The 20,795-nt window shown below is 63.3% G+C and carries 20 protein-coding genes; 10 read left to right on the top strand and 10 right to left on the bottom strand.

The annotated features are described in order from the left end of the window. Nucleotides 1-25 precede the first annotated feature (25 nt). The 5 genes from BLS26_RS29325 to BLS26_RS29305 all read right to left on the bottom strand — a co-directional run bounded on the left by BLS26_RS29325 (nt 26) and on the right by BLS26_RS29305 (nt 5,067). Nucleotides 26-1,021, bottom strand: a complete 996-nt coding sequence (locus BLS26_RS29325; RefSeq protein WP_092515981.1) for an alpha/beta fold hydrolase — start codon at nt 1,019-1,021, stop codon at nt 26-28. Nucleotides 1,022-1,030: 9 nt separating this feature from the next. Beyond that, complete coding sequence (locus BLS26_RS29320; RefSeq protein ID WP_092515980.1) at nt 1,031-2,578, bottom strand: wax ester/triacylglycerol synthase family O-acyltransferase; 1,548 nt, start codon at nt 2,576-2,578, stop codon at nt 1,031-1,033. A gap of 82 nt (nt 2,579-2,660) precedes the next feature. Continuing rightward, a complete protein-coding gene (locus BLS26_RS29315; protein ID WP_092518755.1) occupies nt 2,661-3,464 on the bottom strand; it encodes an alpha/beta fold hydrolase in 804 nt (267 codons plus the stop codon). Beyond that, nucleotides 3,461-3,715, bottom strand: coding sequence for a DUF6489 family protein (locus BLS26_RS29310; RefSeq protein WP_092515979.1), 255 nt, complete (start codon nt 3,713-3,715; stop codon nt 3,461-3,463). Before BLS26_RS29310 ends, BLS26_RS29315 begins: the two co-directional genes overlap by 4 nt. Nucleotides 3,716-3,813: 98 nt before the next feature. After that, on the bottom strand, nt 3,814-5,067 hold the full coding sequence (locus BLS26_RS29305) for an FAD-binding oxidoreductase (protein WP_092515978.1): 1,254 nt from the start codon (nt 5,065-5,067) through the stop codon (nt 3,814-3,816). Nucleotides 5,068-5,318: 251 nt separating this feature from the next. Between BLS26_RS29305 and BLS26_RS29300 the strand changes: the two genes are divergently transcribed. The 5 genes from BLS26_RS29300 (at nt 5,319) to BLS26_RS29280 (ending at nt 10,962) form a co-directional block, all read left to right on the top strand. After that, nucleotides 5,319-6,905, top strand: coding sequence for an ABC transporter substrate-binding protein (locus BLS26_RS29300; protein ID WP_244541727.1), 1,587 nt, complete (start codon nt 5,319-5,321; stop codon nt 6,903-6,905). Between the two features lie 101 nt (nt 6,906-7,006). Continuing rightward, the gene (locus BLS26_RS29295) at nt 7,007-7,987 is read left to right on the top strand and encodes an ABC transporter permease (protein WP_092515976.1); all 981 of its coding nucleotides are present in this window, start codon (nt 7,007-7,009) and stop codon (nt 7,985-7,987) included. 10 nt (nt 7,988-7,997) lie between these two features. Then, nucleotides 7,998-8,969, top strand: coding sequence for an ABC transporter permease (locus BLS26_RS29290; RefSeq protein ID WP_092515975.1), 972 nt, complete (start codon nt 7,998-8,000; stop codon nt 8,967-8,969). Further along, nucleotides 8,966-9,964 carry an ABC transporter ATP-binding protein gene (locus BLS26_RS29285; RefSeq protein ID WP_092515974.1) on the top strand — a complete coding sequence of 333 codons (999 nt, stop codon included), beginning with the start codon at nt 8,966-8,968 and terminating at the stop codon, nt 9,962-9,964. The genes BLS26_RS29290 and BLS26_RS29285 overlap by 4 nt, the downstream gene beginning before the upstream one ends. After that, nucleotides 9,961-10,962 carry an ABC transporter ATP-binding protein gene (locus BLS26_RS29280; RefSeq protein WP_092515973.1) on the top strand — a complete coding sequence of 334 codons (1,002 nt, stop codon included), beginning with the start codon at nt 9,961-9,963 and terminating at the stop codon, nt 10,960-10,962. Before BLS26_RS29285 ends, BLS26_RS29280 begins: the two co-directional genes overlap by 4 nt. A 59-nt stretch (nt 10,963-11,021) precedes the next feature. On the opposite strand, the gene BLS26_RS29275 is transcribed toward BLS26_RS29280, so the two are convergent. From BLS26_RS29275 to BLS26_RS29255, 5 genes are all read right to left on the bottom strand, one after another. Next, entirely contained in the window at nt 11,022-11,894 is an 873-nt protein-coding gene (locus tag BLS26_RS29275; RefSeq protein ID WP_092515972.1) for a GntR family transcriptional regulator, read from the bottom strand. A 156-nt stretch (nt 11,895-12,050) separates the two neighbouring features. After that, on the bottom strand, nt 12,051-12,416 hold the full coding sequence (locus BLS26_RS29270; RefSeq protein ID WP_092515971.1) for a 2Fe-2S iron-sulfur cluster-binding protein: 366 nt from the start codon (nt 12,414-12,416) through the stop codon (nt 12,051-12,053). Between the two features lie 25 nt (nt 12,417-12,441). Beyond that, the gene (locus tag BLS26_RS29265; RefSeq protein WP_244541726.1) at nt 12,442-12,756 is read right to left on the bottom strand and encodes a ferredoxin; all 315 of its coding nucleotides are present in this window, start codon (nt 12,754-12,756) and stop codon (nt 12,442-12,444) included. After that, nucleotides 12,753-13,127, bottom strand: coding sequence for a 2Fe-2S iron-sulfur cluster-binding protein (locus BLS26_RS29260; protein WP_092515969.1), 375 nt, complete (start codon nt 13,125-13,127; stop codon nt 12,753-12,755). Before BLS26_RS29260 ends, BLS26_RS29265 begins: the two co-directional genes overlap by 4 nt. A gap of 4 nt (nt 13,128-13,131) precedes the next feature. Then, on the bottom strand, nt 13,132-13,902 hold the full coding sequence (locus BLS26_RS29255; RefSeq protein WP_092515968.1) for a TenA family transcriptional regulator: 771 nt from the start codon (nt 13,900-13,902) through the stop codon (nt 13,132-13,134). A gap of 356 nt (nt 13,903-14,258) precedes the next feature. Between BLS26_RS29255 and BLS26_RS29250 the strand changes: the two genes are divergently transcribed. From BLS26_RS29250 to BLS26_RS29230, 5 genes are all read left to right on the top strand, one after another. Then, nucleotides 14,259-15,797 (top strand): hypothetical protein, encoded by a 1,539-nt coding sequence (locus BLS26_RS29250; protein ID WP_092515967.1) that lies wholly within the window; start codon nt 14,259-14,261, stop codon nt 15,795-15,797. Between the two features lie 15 nt (nt 15,798-15,812). Next, nucleotides 15,813-17,309 (top strand): aldehyde dehydrogenase family protein, encoded by a 1,497-nt coding sequence (locus BLS26_RS29245; protein WP_092518753.1) that lies wholly within the window; start codon nt 15,813-15,815, stop codon nt 17,307-17,309. Nucleotides 17,310-17,369: 60 nt separating this feature from the next. Continuing rightward, on the top strand, nt 17,370-17,849 hold the full coding sequence (locus BLS26_RS29240; RefSeq protein WP_092515966.1) for a heme-binding protein: 480 nt from the start codon (nt 17,370-17,372) through the stop codon (nt 17,847-17,849). Then, the gene (locus BLS26_RS29235) at nt 17,849-18,871 is read left to right on the top strand and encodes a 2Fe-2S iron-sulfur cluster-binding protein (protein WP_244541725.1); all 1,023 of its coding nucleotides are present in this window, start codon (nt 17,849-17,851) and stop codon (nt 18,869-18,871) included. The genes BLS26_RS29240 and BLS26_RS29235 overlap by 1 nt, the downstream gene beginning before the upstream one ends. A 114-nt stretch (nt 18,872-18,985) precedes the next feature. Beyond that, nucleotides 18,986-20,791, top strand: a complete 1,806-nt coding sequence (locus BLS26_RS29230; RefSeq protein ID WP_092515965.1) for a gamma-glutamyltransferase family protein — start codon at nt 18,986-18,988, stop codon at nt 20,789-20,791. The last annotated feature ends 4 nt before the right edge of the window (nt 20,792-20,795 follow it).

The following is a 20,795-nucleotide window of genomic DNA, read 5'->3' as shown; positions in this document are numbered from 1 at the left end:
GCATGAGAGACGAGTAGCTAATGCCTCACCCAAACCGCTTTCTACGCCATTCGATCAGCTTGGCGCTGACCTCTTCCGGCTTTTCCTGCTGCGTCCAATGGCCGCTGCCCCGCACCAGGTATTTTTCCAGGTCGGGAATGATCTTTTCCATGCCGTCGGCAGCCGACGGCGGCAGCACCGCGTCGAGCTCGGCCATGATCATCAGCGACGGCACGCGGACGGTATGGTCGAGCCCGGCCGACCGCTCCCAGTTGCGGGTAAAATTGCGATACCAGTTGATGCCGCCGGTGAAGCCGGTTCTGGTGAAGGTGTCGACGAACATCTTCTTCTCTTCCGCCGTCAGGATCGGCGTGCGCGGATCATGCTTGGCGTCGTAATTCGCGATCATCTGCGGGAACGCCAAATTGAGCCGGGCTGATGCGCCGACGCCGGCGATCGGCTCCTCGGCCGGCGCATCCGCGGGACGCGGCGCCGGCTTGCGCATGAAAGCGTCGAACGTCTGCTCGACCCGGCTACCGAAGATCCGGTCCGGTTCGCGCGCCGGGTCCTGGAACTGGACGATGTACATGTGGTCGCCGAAGCGCCGGCGCATCAGCGCGATCGGGTCGGCTGGCGATCGATCGTAATGCGGGGTGTTGACGCCAACCACGCCGGCGACGCGGTCGATGTGCCGCAGCGGCATCTGCCAGACGATGAACCCGCCCCAGTCGTGGCCGACGAAGATTGCCTTGTCGATCTTGAGATGATCGAGCAGGCCGACAAGATCGCCGGTCAGATGCTCCATGTCGTAGGCCTCGACCGGCTCGGGCCGGTCGGTCGCGCCATAGCCGCGCTGATCCGGCGCGATCACGCGAATGCCGGCCGCGCTCAGCGCTTTAAGCTGATGGCGCCAGGAAAACGCCATTTCCGGCCAGCCGTGGCACAGCACGACCGGAGGCGTGTCGGTCTTCGGTCCCGCCTCGTAATAGCCCATGCGAATCCCGTTCACCTGGGCGAATTGCAGCGGCGGCATCTCGATCATCGTCAAACCCTATTCGGCCGCGCTGGTGATGTTCGGCGGCGGCGCGAACGCCTTCTCCAGCGCTTCAAATTCGAGCGGAAGCATGTCGCACAAAACCTGGACATGGGGAATGATGTTGGCGCCGGCGATGAAGCCGAAATCGAGCTGGTCGCGGTAGCTCTGCACGGTGATGTTGAGTGCAAGCCCATGGGTCGAGATCGACACCGGGAAGATATGCAGCAATTCCGCGCCGGCGGCATACAGCGTTTGCCGCGGTCCCGGCACGTTGGAGACCGTGATGTTGGCGGCCGGCGGCAGCACGTCGGAGAGATTCGATCGGCTGTAGAGCAGCGCCAGAATCTGGACCAGGATCGGCGCCCCCAGCATCGAAATATTCGACACCTGCGGCATCAGGGCCCGCAGCGGATGCGACATCTCCTTGGACTTGGTGGATTGCGCGATGATCGCCTCCAGCCGCTCCTTGGGATTCTCGATGTTGGTGGCGATCGAGCAGATCATGCCGAACACCTGGTTGTTGCTATCGGTATTGCCCTCCTCGCGCAGCGAAATCGGCACCGCGGCGGTCAACGACTTGGCCGGCAGCGCGCCGCGCTCCAGCAGATAGCGCCGGACCACGCCGGAGGACAGCGCCAGCACCACGTCGTTCAATTTGCCGCCGGACTGCTTGGCGAGCGCTTTGGCGCGCGACAGCGAGATCGAGGTGCCGGCAAAACTGCGTTCCGAGGAAATCGTCTTGTTCAGGATGGTCGAGGGCGACGCCATGCTGGCAATGCTGTCGCGCGATTTCGGATCGGAGATCTTGCCGACCACCTCGGACACGCTCTTGAGCATGGTCGGGATGCTGCCGGCGAACTTAACCGCGCTCTCGATCTGGAACATGGCGTTGTCGAACAGGATCGAGCCGAGGTCGCTCTTTCCCGAGCGCGGCAGGTCGATGCTCTTGGGCGTGGACGAGCCGTCGAACGGCTGGCGCCAGAGCTGCTGGTAGGAATCGATCAGGTTGGCCGCGATGTCGCGGGCCTCGTTGCCGCCCTTGGCCTGCGGAACCGGCTTCTCGACCTCGCGCGGCACCGGCGTGATGTCGTAGATCATGTTCGTCAGCGCGGCCCCCGCGCCGCCGTCGATGCAGGCATGGTGCATCTTGGAATACAGCCCGATCTCGTTGTCCTTCATGCCCTCGAAGACATAGAACTCCCAGAGCGGACGGGCGCGGTTGAGCAGCTTGGCATGCATCCAGCCGACGATGCGCTCCAGCGTCGCGCGGTCATACGGCGCCGGCAGGCTGCCGCGGAAAATGTGTCGGTCGATATCGAACTGGTCGTCCTCGACCCAGGAGGGGTGATCGATATCGAGCGGCGCCTTTTCCAGTCGGCTCTTGAGGATCGGCGCGATGTGCAGCCGCGAGGAAATCATCGCCTTGAATTCCTCGAAGAAGTTGCCGTTGTAGTTGTCGGGCAGGCGGAAAATCGCCATGCTCCCGACATGCATCGGCATTTCCGGCGTTTCCAGATACAGAAACGACGCGTCCATCGATGACAGTTTCCTGGCGTCCGCCATGTTTTCCTCCGCTACAATAAACGCGGCGCCTTAGGTGGCGCTTCTGGGCGTTGTCAGACCGTCCCTGATATCAGGGCGCTAATCAAGATTGTGCATTTTCCGGGGGCGCATATGCAATGGCAAACGGCCCTGATCGGTCAAATTGCTTAAATTCGCCCTCGGCTTGCGCCAGACGATCGGCCACGGCCCAGAGGGCGGCCGGGTTGACGCCGAGCCCGACATGGCTTGCCAGATACACCTCGATATTTTCGGCGGTTGCCGACGGGTTCAAGTGACAGGTATGCCAGTTCACGATCCCGTCGGTGCGGGAATAGATTGAGGTGGCCGGGACCGGCAGGTCGCCGGCAATGGCCTTCTGGATTTCCGGGTTGTCGTCGATCCCCTCGCCCGACAGCGCCTCATAGAGCCGCGTGGCGTTGGTCGCCCTGATGTCGCTGGTAAACGGACTGCCGAGCGTAATCACGGAGCGGACCAGGTCCGGCATCTGCAGCGCCAGATCGCGCGCGTAGACGCCGCCGAGACTCCAGCCGACGACGCTGACCTTGCGTCCTGTGGTTTCGTGAATTCGCTGCAGCAGGTCGCGCAGCGCGCCGCGCTTGGAGGCGACCCCGCCAAGGTTGCGGCCCATGTTCCAGGCGTAGGTGTCGTAGCCGAGCTCCTTCAGATAGCGCCGCATCGGCGCCATCGACAGGTCGCTGGCGAGAAAGCCCGGCAGCGCCAGCACCGGATGCCCGTCGCCTCTCGGGGCGCGCAACAATAGCGGCGAAAGCAGCAGGCTCGAATTCAGCTCAAAGATGCTCCGCGCCTCGGCCAGCATCAGGAACAGGCCCGGCGCCTGGAGCCTCTGTTCTCCCGCCGCTTCGCGGCCGTCGGTTGCGGCCACTATTTCTTGTCCTTCTTGGCCATGCCGCCGAGACCCGCCATGGTCACGAACATGTCCTGAAAGCGCTCGGCGATCTTGGGATCGAAGGTGAACCAGCTTTGAATCAGCGATTCCGGCGAAACCTTTTCGATGTTCGCCATCATCTGCTGTTGCATCTTGTCCATCACCGCCGTCTGCATCGGCTGCACGTCCGGCAGGCCGATAAACTGCCGGGCCTCGAGCGGCGTGCAATCTATTTCAACGTTAACTTTCATTGACCGCTCCTTTTGATGCGCACCTTAGTATCACCGCTATGGCCCTGATCGCGCAAGGACAACCGCTGCCTCTGGCCCCCCTCAATCGTCCGATATGGTCAACCAAAGCGTTCGACCGCAAACGGCCTGACGTCGGCAAACGGGGTCTCTCCGGTCATCATTTCGGCCAGCAGGCGCCCGGTCGCCGGTCCGAGCGTCAGGCCGTGGTGCTGATGGCCGAAATCGAACCAGAGCCCGCTATGGCGGGGCGCCTTGCCGATCACCGGCAGCATATCCGGCAAACAGGGCCGCGCGCCCATCCAGGGCCTGGCGTCGACCGGCGCGCCCAGCGGGAACAGCGCATGCGCCCGCGGCAGGGCCCGCTCGACCTGGACCGGCGTCGGCGGCGCATCGCGGCGGGCGAACTCGGCGCCGGTGGTGATGCGAATGCCGCGGTTCATCGGCGCCAGCAGAAAGCCGTTGTCGACGTCGAGCACCGGATGATGCAACACCGCATTGCCGCTCGCCTTCAGATGCAAATGATAGCCGCGCTTGACCGCCAGCGGGATCGAATAGCCGAGCGGGGCAAAAATCTGATCGGACCACGGTCCCATCGCGACCACGACTTCGCGCGCGGTGATCGTGCCTTCCAGCGTCGCCAGCCGCCAACGTGTGCCGGATTGTTCGAGCGTTCGCGCATCGCCGACCAGATATCGCCCGCCCTTGCGGCCGAACAAGGCCGCATAGGCCTTGGCGAGGCCGCCGGGGTCCGGCACGAATCCGGGGGCGGGAAAATGGACGGCACCTGCGAACGCGCCGGTCAGATGCGGCTCGCGCGCAGCAATCGCCGCAGCGTCGAGAACCTCGCCCGCGACGCCATGTTGCCGGGCGCGCTCCAGTTCACTCACCGCCGTCGCAAGCGTCGCATTGGACCGAAACAGTTTGATCCAGCCGGTCCGCCGCAACAACTCTGGAACATTGGCTTCCTCGATCAGCACCTCGTGCTCGATCAGGCTGCGCTGGATCAGCGGCAGTTCGGCCATCGCACTGTGCAGCGCACGCTCCGGCGAAGACGCGAGGAAATAGCGCACAAGCCACGGCAGGAAGACCGGTAAATCCGAAAAATGATAGCGCACCTGCGGTGCGCGCAGCAGCGCATAGCGCAGGATCTGGCCGGCGTCCCGCGGGAACATATAGGGAAAAACCGAGGCACACTCGATCAGGCCGCCGTTGCCGTAACTGGTTTCTTCGCCGGCAAGCTCGTGCCGGTCGATCAGGACCACGTCCCTGCCCCTTTTTTGCAGGTGCAGCGCGGCACCAACGCCAACCATGCCTGCGCCCAAAACCAGAACGTCGGCCTTCAGTTCCGCCATCCGGCACTCCGAAAGTTCAATGTCACGCGCTCGCGCGTGGCCTCACAATCAAGCTGGTTCTTGCAAGCTAGTCATTGCCGCATCGCCGCGCAAACCGGTCACGGCATCGGCGCGCTTGCGCGGCGGCTGGACTCGGGCAACATGGATCGGCAATATCCGCCGCAACCTGGTGGAAAAAAGCGGATCAAAGCGGGGAATTCAAACATATGTCGGTACGTCAGAGTTTGCTTGCAGCGGCCAGGACAGCGGTCATGTCAGCGGTCACGTCAGCGGTCTTGGCCTCGGTCTTCGCTTTGGCGGCGCTGCCGGCATCGGCCCAGACCCTGCGTTACGCCAACCAGGGCGACCTCAAGTCGCTCGATCCGTACACGCTCAAGGAAACCACCACGATCGCCCATCACGGCCATGTCTATGAGGGCCTGATCGCGCGCGACAAGGATCTCAAGATCATTCCGGCGCTGGCGGAAAGCTGGGAAACCCCCGAGCCGACCCGCTGGCGTTTCCATCTGCGCAAGGGCGTCAAGTTCCACAACGGCGATCCCTTCACGGCTGACGACGTGCTGTTTTCCGCGGAACGCGTGCGCGCCAAGGGATCGAACTTTCTCACCAACGTTCCCGCCGACGCCAAGTTCACCAAGATCGACGACTACACCGTCGACGTGACGCTGGACTCGCCAAATCCCATTCTGATTTCGCAGTGGGACGGCTGGTACATCATGGACAAGAAATGGTGCACGGATAACAATGCCGTCGCGCCGACGCCCGCTTCCGCGACCACGCCGAGCTATGCATCGCTCAACGCCAACGGCACCGGTCCCTTCATGATCGAGAGCCATCAACCCGGCGTGAAGACCGTGTTCAAGGTGAACCCGAACTGGTGGCGAAAACCGGAACATAACCTCAAGGAAATCATCTTCACGCCAATCGGCTCGGACGCCACCCGCGTGGCGGCGCTGCTGTCCGGCGAAGTCGACGTCATCGAGCCGGTTCCGATCCAGGATATCGCGCGGGTGGATTCCAGTCCGAACGCCCAGGTGCTGAAGGGACCGGAACTGCGCACGATCTTCATCGGCATGGATCAGGTCCGCGACGAATTGCTGTACTCCAACGTCAAGGGCAAGAACCCCTTCAAGGACATCCGGGTGCGCGAGGCCTTCTACAAGGCTGTTGACATCGAGTTGATCAAGACCCGCGTCATGCGCGGGCTCTCGACCCCGTCGGCGCTGATGATCGCCCCGCAGCTTTTCAAGCTGTCCGGCGACTTCACCCGTCCGAAGCTCGACCCCGACGGCGCCAAGAAGTTGCTGACCGAGGCCGGCTATCCCGACGGCTTCGAGGTGACGATGGACTGCCCCAACGATCGCTACGTCAACGACGCCGCGATCTGTCAGGCGGTCGTCGGCATGCTGGCCCGCATCGGCGTCAAGATCAACTTGCTGGCGCAACCGAAAGCGCAGTATTTCGCCAAGGTCCTCAAGCCGGGCGGCTTCCAGACTTCGTTCTACATGCTGGGCTGGACGCCTGCGACATCGGACGCCCAGAACGTCCTTTACGACATCATGGGCTGCCGTGACGATCCGAAGTCGTCGCGTGGCGAAGCCAACCTCGGCGGCTACTGCAACAAGCAGATGGACGCCATCGCCGACAAGGTTTTACTCGAAACCGACACCGGCAAGCGCGACTTGCTGATCAAGGAAGCCTTCGAGATCGCCAACAAGGATTGGGCCTACATCCCCCTGCACCAGCAGGCGCTGGCGTGGGGCGTATCCAAAAAGGTGAAGATGACCCAGCGCGCCGACAACCAGGTGCTGCTGTACTGGGCCACCAAACAGGAATAGGCAGGCTTCAACACAGGGTCCCGGCGGCTTTGAGCTTCCGGGACTTTTCGTTTCCAGGCGACAGCGACGTCAGCCGCACAGAAGAAAAGTGAAAGGAAACCATGCTCGCTTTCACTCTTCGCCGCGCCGTACAGGCCATCGGCGTCATGATTGCGGTCGGAATTATCGCGTTCTCGATGTTCCGTTTCGCCGGCGATCCGGTCAGCCAGATCGTCTCGATCGACACCTCGGCGGCGGAACGCGCGGCGGTGCGCCAGTCGCTTGGCCTCGACGATCCCGTCCCCGTGCAATTCGTCCGCTATGTTGTCAATGCCGCGCAATTCAAGTTCGGGGTGTCCTATCAATTCCGCCAGCCGGTCGCGAACCTGTTGATGGAACGGATGCCGGCGACGCTGGAACTCGCGGTCTGCGCCACGTTTCTCGCGATGCTGTTCGGCATCCTGATGGGGGTCTACTCGGCGCTGCGGCGCGACACCGTGCTGACCAGAATATTCCAGGCGGTTTCGCTGATTGGAATATCGCTGCCGACATTCCTGATCGGTATCCTGCTGATCTACCTGTTCTCGGTGACGCTGGGCTGGCTGCCCTCGTTCGGCCGCGGCGACGTCGTGAAGATCGGCTGGTGGAGTACCGGCCTGCTCACGCTGTCCGGTCTGAAGGCACTGATCCTGCCGTCGATCACGCTCGGCCTGTTCCAGATGACCCTGATCATGCGTCTGGTGCGCGCGGAAATGCTCGAAGTGCTTCGTACCGACTATATCCGCTTCGCCCGCGCCCGCGGCCTGACCACGCGCGCCATCCATTTCGGCCACGCGCTCAAGAACACGCTGGTTCCCGTTATCACGGTCGCCGGGCTGCAGTTTGGCTCGGTTATTGCTTTTGCGATTATCACCGAAACCGTGTTCCAGTGGCCCGGTATGGGGTTGTTGTTCGTGCAGGCCGTGCAAAACGTCGACATTCCGATCATGGCGGCCTACCTGCTGATGGTCTCGCTGATCTACGTCACCATCAATCTGGTGGTCGATATCCTCTACACCGTCGTCGATCCGCGCCTGCGCTCGACCATCAGCCGTCCGGCATAGCGAGATCACCATGTCCGACGCCGTAGTTCCCCATCCCGCCGAGCCGAACGCGCAAGCCGCACGGCTCAGTGCCGGCTGGCTGAAGCGCACCCTCGACAGCGACATGTTCTATTCGTTCCGCCGCTCCAAGATGACGATGGTGGCGGCGGCGGTAACCGTCCTGTTTTTCCTGCTGGCGCTGTTCGCATCGCAGCTTTCGGTGCAGAACCCGTTCGATCCCGCGCAGTTGCAACTGATGAATTCGCGGATCTCGCCGCTGTGGACCGCGGACGGCCAGTCGCCGTTCCTGCTCGGCACCGACGAACAGGGCCGCGACGTGTATTCCGCCATTCTCTACGGCTTGCGGGTCTCGCTGGTGGTCGGCGTGCTCGGCATGCTGTTCGCAGGCGTGCTCGGCGTCACGCTCGGGTTGGTCGCGGGCTATGTCGGCGGCGCGGTCGACGGACTGATCATGCGCATCGCCGACGTGCAGCTTACTTTTCCGGCAATCCTGATCGCGCTGCTCGTCAACGGCGTCGCCAAATCCGTGTTCGGCAACCGGCTCGACGCCATGAGCACGCTGGCGGTGCTGGTGTTCGCGATCGGCCTGAGTTTTTGGGTGCAATATGCCCGCACGGTCCGCGGCTCGGTCATGGTCGAGAAGAGCAAGGACTATGTCGCGGCCGCGCAATTGATCGGGCTTCCGGCGGCGAAGATCATGCTGCGGCACGTGCTGCCGAACACAATGGGGCCTATACTCGTGATCGCCACCATCAACCTCGGGCTCGCGATCATCACCGAAGCGACGCTGTCGTTCCTCGGCGCCGGGATGCCCGACACCATGCCCTCGCTCGGCACCCTGATCCGGATCGGCAACAACTATCTGTTCGCCGGCGAATGGTGGATCGTTGCCTTTCCCGGCGTGGCGCTGGCGGGACTGATCCTTTCCATCAACCTGCTGGGCGACTGGCTGCGCGACGCGCTCAATCCAAAGCTCCGATGACAACTCCTGTTCTTTCCGTGCGCAATCTCCAGGTGGAATTCCTCACCCGCCGCGCGACCTTGCGCGCGATCGATGGCGTTTCCTTCGACATCGCCAAGGGCGAAGTACTCGGCGTGGTCGGCGAATCCGGTGCGGGCAAATCGGTCACGGGCCTCGCCGTTATCGGGCTGATCGATCCGCCGGGCCGGATCAGCGGCGGCGAGATCTATCTGTCGGGCATGCGGATCGATCATCTGCCCCCGGAAGAAATCCGCCGCATCCGCGGAAAACGGATCGGCATGATCTTTCAGGATCCGCTGACCAGCCTCAATCCGCTTTACCGAATCGGCGACCAGATCGTCGAGACGATCCGCACCCACACCAACCTTTCGGAAAGCGCCGCGCGCAAGCGCGCCATCGACCTGTTGGCCGAGGTCGGAATCCCCGCCCCGGAGAAGCGCATCGACGCCTACCCGCACGAATTTTCCGGCGGCATGCGCCAGCGCGTCGTCATTGCGCTGGCGATCTGCGCCGAACCGGAACTGATCATCGCCGACGAGCCGACCACCGCGCTTGATGTGTCGGTCCAGGCGCAGATCATTTCGCTGATCAAGCGCCTCGGCCGCGATCACGGCACCGCCGTGATGCTGGTCACCCACGACATGGGCGTGATCGCCGAGACTTCGGATCGAGTCGCCGTGATGTATTCGGGCCGGATCGCGGAGATCGGCCCGGTGCTCGATGTCGTGCAGAACCCGTTGCACCCCTACGCCAAAGGCTTGATGGGCGCGATCCCGACGCTCGCGGGCGAAGACAAGCGGTTGGTGCAGATCCCAGGCTCGATGCCGCGGCTGTCGGCAATCCCACCCGGCTGCTCGTTCAATCCGCGCTGTGCGTTCGCCTTCGACCGCTGCCGCGTCGATCGGCCGGAACCGCTCCTGCACGGCACCCAGTCGGTCGCCTGCCATCTCTACGATACCGCGCCCCATGCGACCGCGAAGGAGACCGCGGCATGAGTGCAGCGCCCTTTGTCGACGTGAAGAACCTGCGCCGCGTGTTCGACGTCTCGAAACCGTGGCTCAACCGGGTGCTGGAAGGCGGCCATCTCGAATTCCTCAAAGCCGTCGACGGCGTCACCTTCGACATCAAGAAGGGCGAAACCTTTGCCCTCGTCGGCGAATCCGGCTCCGGCAAGACCACGGTGGCGCGGATGGTCGTGGGCCTGCTGCCGCCGAGTTCCGGCGAAGTCGTCATCGACGGCGTCTCGATGACCAATACGAGGCAGGCGCAGCTGCGGCAGCGGCTGCGCCGCCGCATCCAGATGATCTTTCAGGATCCCTATGCCAGCCTCAATCCGCGTTTTCGGGTCGACGCCATCGTCTCCGAGCCGATCCGCGCCTTCGACCTGATCCAGGGCGAGCGCGACATCGCCGCCCGCGTCGGTGAATTGCTGGGCCTCGTCGGCCTGCATCCAGACGACGGCCTGAAATTTCCACATGAATTTTCCGGCGGCCAGCGCCAGCGCATCGCGATTGCGCGGGCATTGGCATCCGAGGCCGAATTCATTGTCTGCGACGAGCCGACCTCGGCGCTGGATGTTTCGGTGCAGGCCCAGATCCTCAATCTGATGCGCGACCTGCAGGACAAGTTCGGCCTGACCTATCTCTTCATCAGCCATAATCTCGCGGTGGTCCGCCACATGGCGACCCGGATCGGCGTGATGTATCTCGGCCGCATCGTCGAAATCGCGGAGGGGCGCGAACTGTTCGCCAATCCGCGGATGCCTTACACCAAGATGCTGCTGGGCGCGGTTCCGGATCTCGCAATGTCCGGCCGGCAGCGGATTCCGGTCCAGGGCGAGATCCCCAACCCGATCGATCCGCCGCCCGGATGTGCCTTCAACCCGCGCTGCCCGCTGGCGTTCGAGCTCTGCCGCCGGCAGGCGCCCGCGCTGATCGACGGCGTCGCCTGCCACGCCGTCAACAACCCGGCCGCGGCCGCCGTTCCGGTGTGATTCAATCGCGGGCGCTGGACCCGACAGGCTAATGTGCAGGTCGCAAAGCCTTTATGCGATCACGATGCCCCTCGTATTCCGGGCTTTGCCTTGTCGGCAGAGTTCGGCTTGCGGCTCGCTGGACGCCCCCTGCCAGCGGTGCGCTTCTGGCCACCGGACAGCTCTTGCCGCGACGCGCCGATCGCGAGCGAAGGCGCTCGCGACACTTCGCGGCTGCTGCCTCCTGCTTCGGCCAACGGGAACAGCGGAAACTCTCCATCCGAATGGAGCCCGACCAGAAAGTCCATGCCGGCACGCATCACGTGTTCGGAAGCCAGCGTCGCGGCCGCACGCTCGTCGCCCTCGATGATGGCACGCAATATCGCCGCGTGTTCGTCCCAGTTGCGCGCCTGCCGGGCCGGATTCATCGGCGAGAACAGCATCGCGGTTCTTTCCCGCAGTTTCTGCATGATGTCCCCAAGCACCGTGTTCTGTCCCGCCGCGGCGAGTTCGCGGTGAAACTGCAGGTTTAGATCGAACAGTTGCTCAAACCGCCTGGCCGTGACGGCCGCCGTGCCCTTGTTCAAGACGGCCTCAATACGCTTGATGATCTGCTTGTCTTGGCGGCGTGCCGCCAGTCTGGCGTTGTGCCCCTCCAGCAGCGCGCGTACTTCGATGGTCTCGCGTGCCTCGTGCTCCGTCATCGTCGCAACCGCCGCCCCGCGTCGCGCGGTGACTTCGATCAGGCCCTCGGACGCCAACGCGCGAATCGCCTCGCGCACCGGGTTGCGGGATACGCCGAGCTCGTCGGCCAGCCGGCCCTCGACCAGCCGTTCGCCAGGCTTCAATCGTCCGGACAGAATCGCCTGACGAAGCTCGGTAACGACGCGGTCATGCAGCGAGGAATGATCCTCGCCAAGCCGACGCTTCGGGACCCCGGTGGTAAGCACCATATCGTAAACCTATCTCAAGAACCGAACGGCAAGCCTGCTGGAACATGATGATCAACGCGCTGAAATGTCGATCGCCCCGGTGCTTGCACCAAGGCAGGCTGCCTGCGGCCAGTCTACCGGAGTCGCGTTGATTTGCCATCCCGTTGCGGCCCAGCCCTACGGCTCCGGCTTGTCCTGCGGCGGCATCGCCATCGCCGCCACCGGCTCGGTACGTGGGACAGGCGCGCGACGTTCGGCCAATGGCACCCAGGATACGCTGACGTCGCCGTTCAGGAATGTCTGGCACGCCATTCGGTATCCCGCCTTCAGCTGGTCTTCGGTCAGATGCTTGCGTTCCTTCGGCTTGACCGCATCGGTGTGCTCAAGCCCGGCCTCGATCCTGCATTTGCACGTGCCGCATAGCCCGCCGCCGCACTTGAAGGGAATGCCGCCTTGCTCGCGCAGCGAAACCCGCAGCAGGTTGCTGTTGGCCGGAGCGCTGGCCACCTTGCCGCTGTTGGTCAGGAATGTGACTTGAATCATGTGGCGACCGGCTGGAAGGAGCAGTTCAGCTTGCGGACAGCGGCGTCTTGCGCAGCTCGGTTTCCATGTGACCGAACGTCGTCAGGTGCTCGAGCTCCTTGAGCGCCAGCGCCGTGGTCTCGAACTTTTCAAGGAACTTTGAAGGCACGTCGTTGACGATCGCGGAGTCATCCTCGACCACGCGGATTTTGGTGCTCTCTTCAACCAGTTCCGCGATTACAAAATGCGCCTTGATCTGCCCGTAGAACCTGTAGTCGTAAGCCTCCAGAGGCCGCAGCCCGTCGACGGCTTCGGTTCTGAACTGTCCAGGCTTGCTCGTCAGGATGACATACATGCTCATTCCTCCTTGCTGCCGGCGCCTTGCGGAACGACGGCCGACACAGCCGCCGCCGACACTGCAGACCAGGGCTCGATCGGGTTCTTGTCCTGCGCCAATTCGACATCGTGGTTGAGCCACAGCTGGCAAATCAGGCGGTAGCCATCGTCCAGCCGGGGGCCGAGTTGCTTCCGTTCCTTCCAGTTCGGCTCCGGCAGTTGCTCTGCCCCCTTGAGAACGCGGCAGGCGCATTTCGCGCATTTCCCCATCCCGCATCCGTAGCGCAGATGCGGGAAGGGAAACTGCTTGATGCCGGCACGGACCACCAGATTGGTGTTCTCGGCGATCTCGCCCTGGTGGGCTTGGCCGTCGCGATGAAGAATGACGGTTGGCACCTGGTTACGCCTGCAGCAATCGGCGCTCGTCCTGCGGAACCTTGGGTTCGACGGACTCGAGTTCGCTCATCGGCACCTCCTGCGCGACATAGTCCCAATACAGCGCCGTGGTGTAGAGCAACCGCATCTGCGCGCCGACTTCGCAGATCTTCAGGCATCTCTGCTGCAGCTCGACGGTGTTGGCATGTTCGAGAACGATCTGGTAGCCGCGCTCGCCATGAATTTCGTCGGACACGATGTGGAGATCGAAGAACTCGACCTCCTCGTCGCTGAACTTGTACTTTTCGCGCAGCGTCGGGGTTTGCTTGCGATAGATCGACGGCACCTGCGACTCCAGCCCGACGACCAGGCCGGCGACCGCGACGATCGGATCCTCACGCATGGCAACGGAATAGCACCAGCTCTGCAGACCGCGCGTCGTGGCGGTCATGTTGTCGGGATCGGTCACCCGCTCGCGTGTGGTGCCGCAGGCTTCGGCAAAGCGAATCAGCAGGTCGGTATGGCGGTCGCCGCCGATCTCCTCCTCGTACATATTGGCGAGCAGAAAATCCTTTGCTTCCGTGTAACGGTCCGGCATCCGCGCGTAGATATAGGCAAGGTAGTCCGCGAACGGTCCGACGTAGTGGAAGTGGTTCTCGGCCCACCGCGCGAGATGGGCGCGGCTGAGTTTTCCGCTGGCCCAGGCGATGCTGAAGGGCGCCTTGTTGGCGCTTTTGCCCTTGATCGCATTCTCGAGGGCGGTGCGGAATTCCACATGGTTCATCAATTCGGGCATCTTCGCTCTCCCTTTGTGCCTTTATGGCGAATTGGCTGCTGCGCCACGTTCAGTTGCAAGGTCCATTGTTGGATATTGTATACAATTAAGAATGCAAGTCAAGGCAGCGGACGCCGTCTGCCCCTTTCCCTGTGCAGTAACGCCCCGGCACGGAAAATCTGGCTGAAATTCCCAGTAAATGCCGCTATTGTTCACACTGTGGATAACCGCGCGAGTGTCATGGGCCGAGAGCTTGGCCACGCCGTCCGGACGTCAGATTGGAATTTTCTATTGCATTTTGGAATACAGTATACAATTCTGCGCACCACTGAAGCGATATCGCGGTAATCCGCTTTTTGCCGGTCACTGGGGGAGCCATGACAAGTCACATAACCATCGGCGCGGCGCACTGGGTCTATCTCGCCGGGGTCGCCATCATCGTCGTGACCATGATTTTGCGCGCCAATGTCGTCGTGCCGTCCATTGTCGCGACCCTTCTCGTGACGCTGGCCTGGTCGCACAGCCCGGTGACCGCTGTCGGCAGCGTCTTCAATGCGAGCTTCACGGCAGCAAAGGAGCTCTTCAATATCTTCCTCGTGATCGCGCTGATGACGGCGCTGTTGAATGCCCTGAAGGTGCTGCGTTCGGACATCCGGATGGTCGAACCATTTCGCGCGGTCATGAAAAACGGTCATGCTGCCTATTTTGTTCTCGCTGCGATCACCTATGTGATTTCCCTGTTCTTCTGGCCGACACCCGCGGTGCCGCTGGTGTCGGCGGTGCTGCTGCCGGCCGCGATCGCCGCCGGCCTGCCGCCGCTTGCCGGCGCGATGGCGATCGCCATTGCCGGTCAGGGCATGGCGCTGTCGTCCGATTACGTGATCGGCGTGGCACCCGGCATCAGTGCGAAGGCTGCGGGCGCAGCGGTGAATGTGGCAATGGTGGCCGATCGGGCTCTGGTGCTGTCGCTGATCACCGGTTCCATCGCCCTGTTGCTGGCCTATATCTCGATCCGCAAGTCAATCGTGCCGCCCAGCAATTCCCTGCTCGATCGATGGCAGGCGCAATCGAGCAACGGCGACCTGGCCCGGATCGAGGCCGAGGGAACCTTCGACAAGGCCGAGATCGCGCGCGGCACCAGCCAGGAGCCGCTGGTCAGCGATGCGCAGGTTTCCAAGGAGCTGTCGATGATCGGCCGAAAGCGGATCGGATGGTCGAAGTTCTTTGCCATCGCGACGCCGCTGGCCTTCCTTTGTGTCATCGTGCTGATGATGATGTCCAAGCTGGGCTACGGTCACGACCTGAAAGGTGGCGAAGCCGCCGCGCTGGTTGGCGGCGTCGCAGCCTTGCTGATGGTGTGCGCGGCGTTCGCCACCGACGGGCTGCGCAAGGCGATGGACACCAGCGCCGACCATGTCACCGAGGGTTTCGTTTTTGCTTTTCGCGCCATGGGGTCGGTGCTGCCGATAGCGGGCTTCTTCTTCCTCGGCGCCGGCGGCGATCTTGCGGCTTCGATTCTCAACGTGCCGTCCGCGCAGGCCCCGAGTCTTCTGTTCGAGCTGATTCAGAGCGCGCAGGGCTGGATTCCCAACAACCACTTCCTGGTGGCTTTCGGCGTCCTGGTGGTTGGAATGATCACGGGGATCGACGGCTCCGGCTTTGCCGGCCTGCCGCTGACCGGCTCGCTGTCCGGTGCGCTGGCGCCGGGCGCCGGGCTGGACCCGGCGACGCTGGCCGCGGTGGGCCAAATGGGAGCGGTGTGGACCGGCGGCGGCACGCTGATCGCGTGGTCGTCACTGATTGCGGTCGCCGGGTTCGCGCGCGTGCCGGTGTTCCAGATCGTGAATGCGGTGCTGGTGCCGGTGTTGGTCGGACTTGGCGTATCGACGTTGTGCGCCGTGATGTTGTGGAGCTAGCGAAAGGCAATGATCATGAATGACGCTGCAGTATCGGTGACGCGCGACGCACCGGCGCGCGACGGAATCGAAAAATTCAAAAACTATATCGATGGCCAATGGGTGGCGGGCCGGACAGGCGAGTATTTCGACGACGTCAATCCCGCCGATACGTCCGACATCGTCGGCCAATTTCCCGCTTCTTCGGCGGCAGATGCCGAAATGGCCGTGCACGCAGCGGCCGCTGCCTGCGCGAGCTGGAAAAAGACCCCGATCACCGCGCGAGCGAAGATTCTTAATGGTGCCGCCAGCTATCTGGAGACGCATGTTGATCGATTCGCAGAGGAGTTGACGCGGGAGCAAGGCAAGGCGCTCAACCTGAGCAAGGACGAGATCCTGCGCTCGGCGCAAACGCTGCGTTTCTATGCCGTAGAAGGCCAGTCGTTCGCAGGCGAGACCTTTCCCAACGACGATGCCGACATGATCGTCTATACGCAGCGCGAGCCGCTGGGTGTGGTGTCGGTCATCACGCCGTGGAACTTTCCGGTATCGATACCGGCGCGAAAAATTGGGCCGGCGCTGATCGCCGGCAACACCGTGGTATTCAAGCCGTCGTCCGACGCGCCGCTGAGCGGCTACCGCCTCACGGAAGCCTTCGTCGCCGCGGGAATTCCCAAGGGCGTGCTCAATTTCGTCACCGGGAGCGCCGCCGATGTCGGTCCGGCGATCTGCGTGCCGGCGGTGGTGCGCGCTATTTCCTTCACGGGATCTACCTTGGCCGGAGAACAGATTCATCGCTCGGTCGGCTTCACCACACGAACCCAGATGGAGCTCGGCGGCAAGAACCCGCTGATCGTGATGGAGGATGCGGATCTCGACAAGGCCGTGGACCTGACCATCAAGGGCGGCCTGTCGCTGAGCGGACAGGCCTGCACCGGGACCAGCCGCGTGCTTGTCATGCAACAGGTCAAGGCGGCGTTCACCGAAAAACTCGTGACCAAAGTGAAAGCGCTAAAGGTCGGGAGCGGCCTCGTTGCCGGAAACGATATCGGACCGCTGGCTACGGCGCGGCAACTGGAGACCGTGCTGCGTTACGTCGAAATCGGCAAGCGTGAGGCAACGTTGCTGTGCGGCGGCGAACGCCTGAGCGGCCCGGCCTACGACCGCGGCTATTACGTGTCGCCCGCGATCTTTACCGATGTCACGCAGGACATGCGGATCGCGCGCGAGGAGATATTCGGGCCGGTCATCGCCCTCATCGAGGTGACAAGCTACGCGGATGCGATCGCAAAGGCCAACGATACCGAGTACGGCCTGTCGGCTGCGATCGCGACGCGCAATCAGCGTTACATCCACGACTTCGCGAACGACATCGAAGCGGGAACCGTCAAGATCAACCGCACCACGACCGGCAATCTGATCAATGCGCCGTTCGGCGGGCTCAAGCGCTCCAGCACGTCGACATTTCGCGAGTCGGGTCGCGCCGGCCTGGAGTTCTACACCCAGATCAAGACGGTCTATCGCGGATGCTGATCCGACGACTGTCCTGAATCATCCGTCAACTCCTGCAATTCGTACACTTGGGACAATCACATGAGAGCTTCATTCAAGCTGGAACTCGAGGAGGCGCGCCACATGGTTGCCGCGGCGATCCGCAAATCCAGGGAGATCGGCGTGCTGGAAACGGTCTGCGTCGCCGATGAAGGCGGCTATCCGCTGGCGTTGGAGCGGATGGATCGCGCCAGGGTGACGGGTCCGCAGATCGCCTGGAACAAGGCCTTCACGGCGGCCGGTCACAAGCGTTCGACCCATCTGTTCAATCAGCCGCCGAACGGGCCCGCGCTTCCCGGTAACGAGGCGTTCGGCATCCAGTGGAGCTTCGAGGGCAGGTTCGCCGTTTTCGTCGGCGGCTTTCCGATCGTGGTGGACGACGAAGTCGTCGGCGGCATAGGCCTCAGTGGCGGCAATGGCGAGCAGGATACCGCCTGCGGCCTAGCAGCGCTTCAGGCCTTGCAGGAATTGCTGGCACCGAAGAACCATCGGGTGCTGGTCCTGGCCGACATCAAGATGTGATGGACCGCATGGTCTATCGGGTGCAGGTAGCGGAGACAGAGCAGGCGTTCGAGGTGACGCCGGACGAAACCATCCTCGCCGCGGCGCTTCGTGCCAACGTCGACCTGCCACACGACTGCCAACTAGGCGGCTGCGGCACCTGCCGCATCAGGCTGGTTGAAGGTTCGGTCACCTATGCCGAGTTCCCGCTGGCGCTGACACCGGACGAGGAGAGCCGGGGCTACGCCCTCGCCTGTCAGGCGATGCCTGCCGGCGATCTGGTCATCGAACCGGCGCGCGGCCTGACCGAGATGCCGCCGGCGGCGCGCCACCACGCCGTGGTCAGGGACGTTCGACCCGTCAGCGCCCTGGTCACGCATCTGGCGCTGGAAGTCCCGGCAGCCGCTTTCCTGGACTACCGGCCGGGGCAATACATGAACGTCGTGTTGCCTGACGGGACCACGCGCAGCTTTTCGATGGCGTCCATCCCGCGCGACAATCGGGTCGATTTTCAGATCCGGCAGATCGAGGGTGGGTCCTTCACCCAAGGCATGCTGCAACGCATGCAGCCCGGCGACAGGCTGGAGGTAGACCTGCCGCTTGGCGTTTTTCACCTCCGTGCCGAGGACGACCGGCCGCTGTTGATGGTTGCCACCGGCACGGGGATCGCGCCGATCAAGGCTATCCTGGAATCGCTGATGGATCATCCGGATTGTCCGCCGGTCAGCCTGTACTGGGGCGGGCGCACGGCCGCCGACCTGTTTCTGCTCGACGATATCCGGAGGTGGGGCAGCCGGTTATTCGAGTTCAATTTCGTGCCGGTGCTGTCCCGCGCCGATGCAGCCTGGGAGGGGCGCAGGGGTCACGTGCAGCACGCCGTTACCGCTGATTTTGACGACCTTTCGGAACATGCTATCTATTTGTGCGGGTCGCCCGCGATGATCATCGACGCCAAACTGGCTTTCATCGACCGGCGCGCCTCAACGGAGCACATTTACAGCGAAGGCTTCAGCCGCCAACGCGCGCGACCCGTCCAAGCGTGATCCTTGGCATGATCACGGGGATGGGAGCAATGCGTGGCATACCACCGGTTGGCATCCAGCGCCGGCTGTGTTCAAGTGCGGCCGCACCGAATACCAGCGCAAAATTGGACTCCCATGGGCAACATCAATCCCGATCCGTTCACAACCCGGCCGGAAATCGAAGGCACGTTCGGCGTGGTCACCTCGACCCACTGGATCGCCACCGCGGTCGGCATGGGTATCCTGGAAAAGGGCGGCAACGCCTTCGACGCCGGTGTCGCCACCGCCTTTACCCTGCAGGTGGTCGAGCCGCATCTCAACGGCCCCGGCGGCGACGTTCCGATCATTGTGCATGATACCAAACGCGGCCGCACCGAAGTGATCTGCGGCCAGGGCCCGGCGCCGGCGAAGGCGACCATCGCGCATTACAAGAGCGAGGGGCTGGAGATGGTGCCCGGCACCGGTCTGCTGGCCGCCTGCGTCCCCGGCACGTTCGAATCCTGGATGCTGCTGCTGCGCGATTACGGCACCATGCGCTTGCGTGACGTGCTGGAGCCCGCGATCGCCTACGCCGCCAACGGCTACCCGCTGGTCGAGCGCGCCGCGGCGACGATCCAGATCGTCGAGAAACTATTCAAGAAGCATTGGCCGACCTCGGCCGCGGTGTATCTGCCGAACGGCGAGGTGCCGAAGCCCGGCACGCTGTTCACGAACAAGCAGCTTGCGGAAACCTACGCGCGGATCCTGAAGGAAGCCGAGAGCGCCGGCTCCGACCGCGTCGCGCAGATCGAGCGCGCGCGCAAATCCTGGTCGCACGGCTTCGTCGCCGAAGCGATCGACAAGTTCTGCCGCACCCAAGAAGTCATGGATGTCAGCGGCTCGCCGCACAAAGGCGTGCTCTCGGCCGACGACATGGCCCGCTGGGAGCCGACGGTCGAAGCGCCCCTCACCTACGACTATGGCCGCTATACCGTCTGCAAGCCCGGCGTCTGGAGCCAGGGGCCGGTGATGCTGCAGCAGCTCGCGCTGTTGAAGGGATTTGAGCTCGACGGGCTCGATCCCGCTGGACCTGAGTTTATCCATCTGCAGATCGAAGCCGCCAAACTCGCTTTCGCCGATCGCGAGAAGTTCTACGGCGATCCAAAATTCACCGACATTCCGATCGCGACCTTGCTGTCGGACGCCTATAACGACGAACGCCGCAAGCTGATCTCGCGGGATAAAGCCTCGCTCGACTTCGTGCCCGGCTCGGTCGAGGGCTTCGGTTCGATCGTCAAGATGCGCCGCGCCGAAGGTCACCGCGAGGCGGTCGGCGCCATGGGCGCGGGCGAGCCGACCGTCGGCCGCTTCGGCGAAGTGCGCGGCGACACCGTGCATTTCGACATCATCGACCAGGCCGGCAACATGATCTCGGCGACGCCGTCCGGTGGCTGGCTGCAATCCTCGCCGGTTATTCCGGAACTCGGCTTCTGCCTTGGCAGCCGCGCCCAGATGTTCTGGCTGGAGGAGGATCACCCGGCGGCGCTGGCGCCCGGCAAGCGTCCGCGCACCACGCTCTCGCCGACGATGTGCACCCGCGACGGCGAACCCTACATGGCCTGGGGCTCGCCCGGCGGCGATCAGCAGGACCAATGGACCACGCAGTTCTTCCTGCGCCACGTCCATGCCAAGCTGAACCTGCAGGAGGCGATCGACGCACCGGCCTGGCACTCCGAACATTTCCCGATCTCGTTCTGGCCGCGCACCTCGCGCCCCGGTGTGCTCGTGGTCGAGAACCGCGTACCGAAGCCGACCATCGATACCCTGAAGGGCCGCGGCCACGTCGTCGAGGTCGGCCCCGACTGGTCGGAAGGCCGCCTCACCGCCGCCTCCAAGATTGGCCGCCGCCGCCGCGCCGCCGCCAATCCCAGGGGCATGCAAGGCTACGCGGCGGGACGATAACGGG

Origin of the sequence: Afipia sp. GAS231 (genome assembly GCF_900103365.1) — a bacterium.
Classification (GTDB): domain Bacteria; phylum Pseudomonadota; class Alphaproteobacteria; order Rhizobiales; family Xanthobacteraceae; genus Bradyrhizobium.
This window is presented reverse-complemented; position numbering and strand designations above follow the sequence as displayed.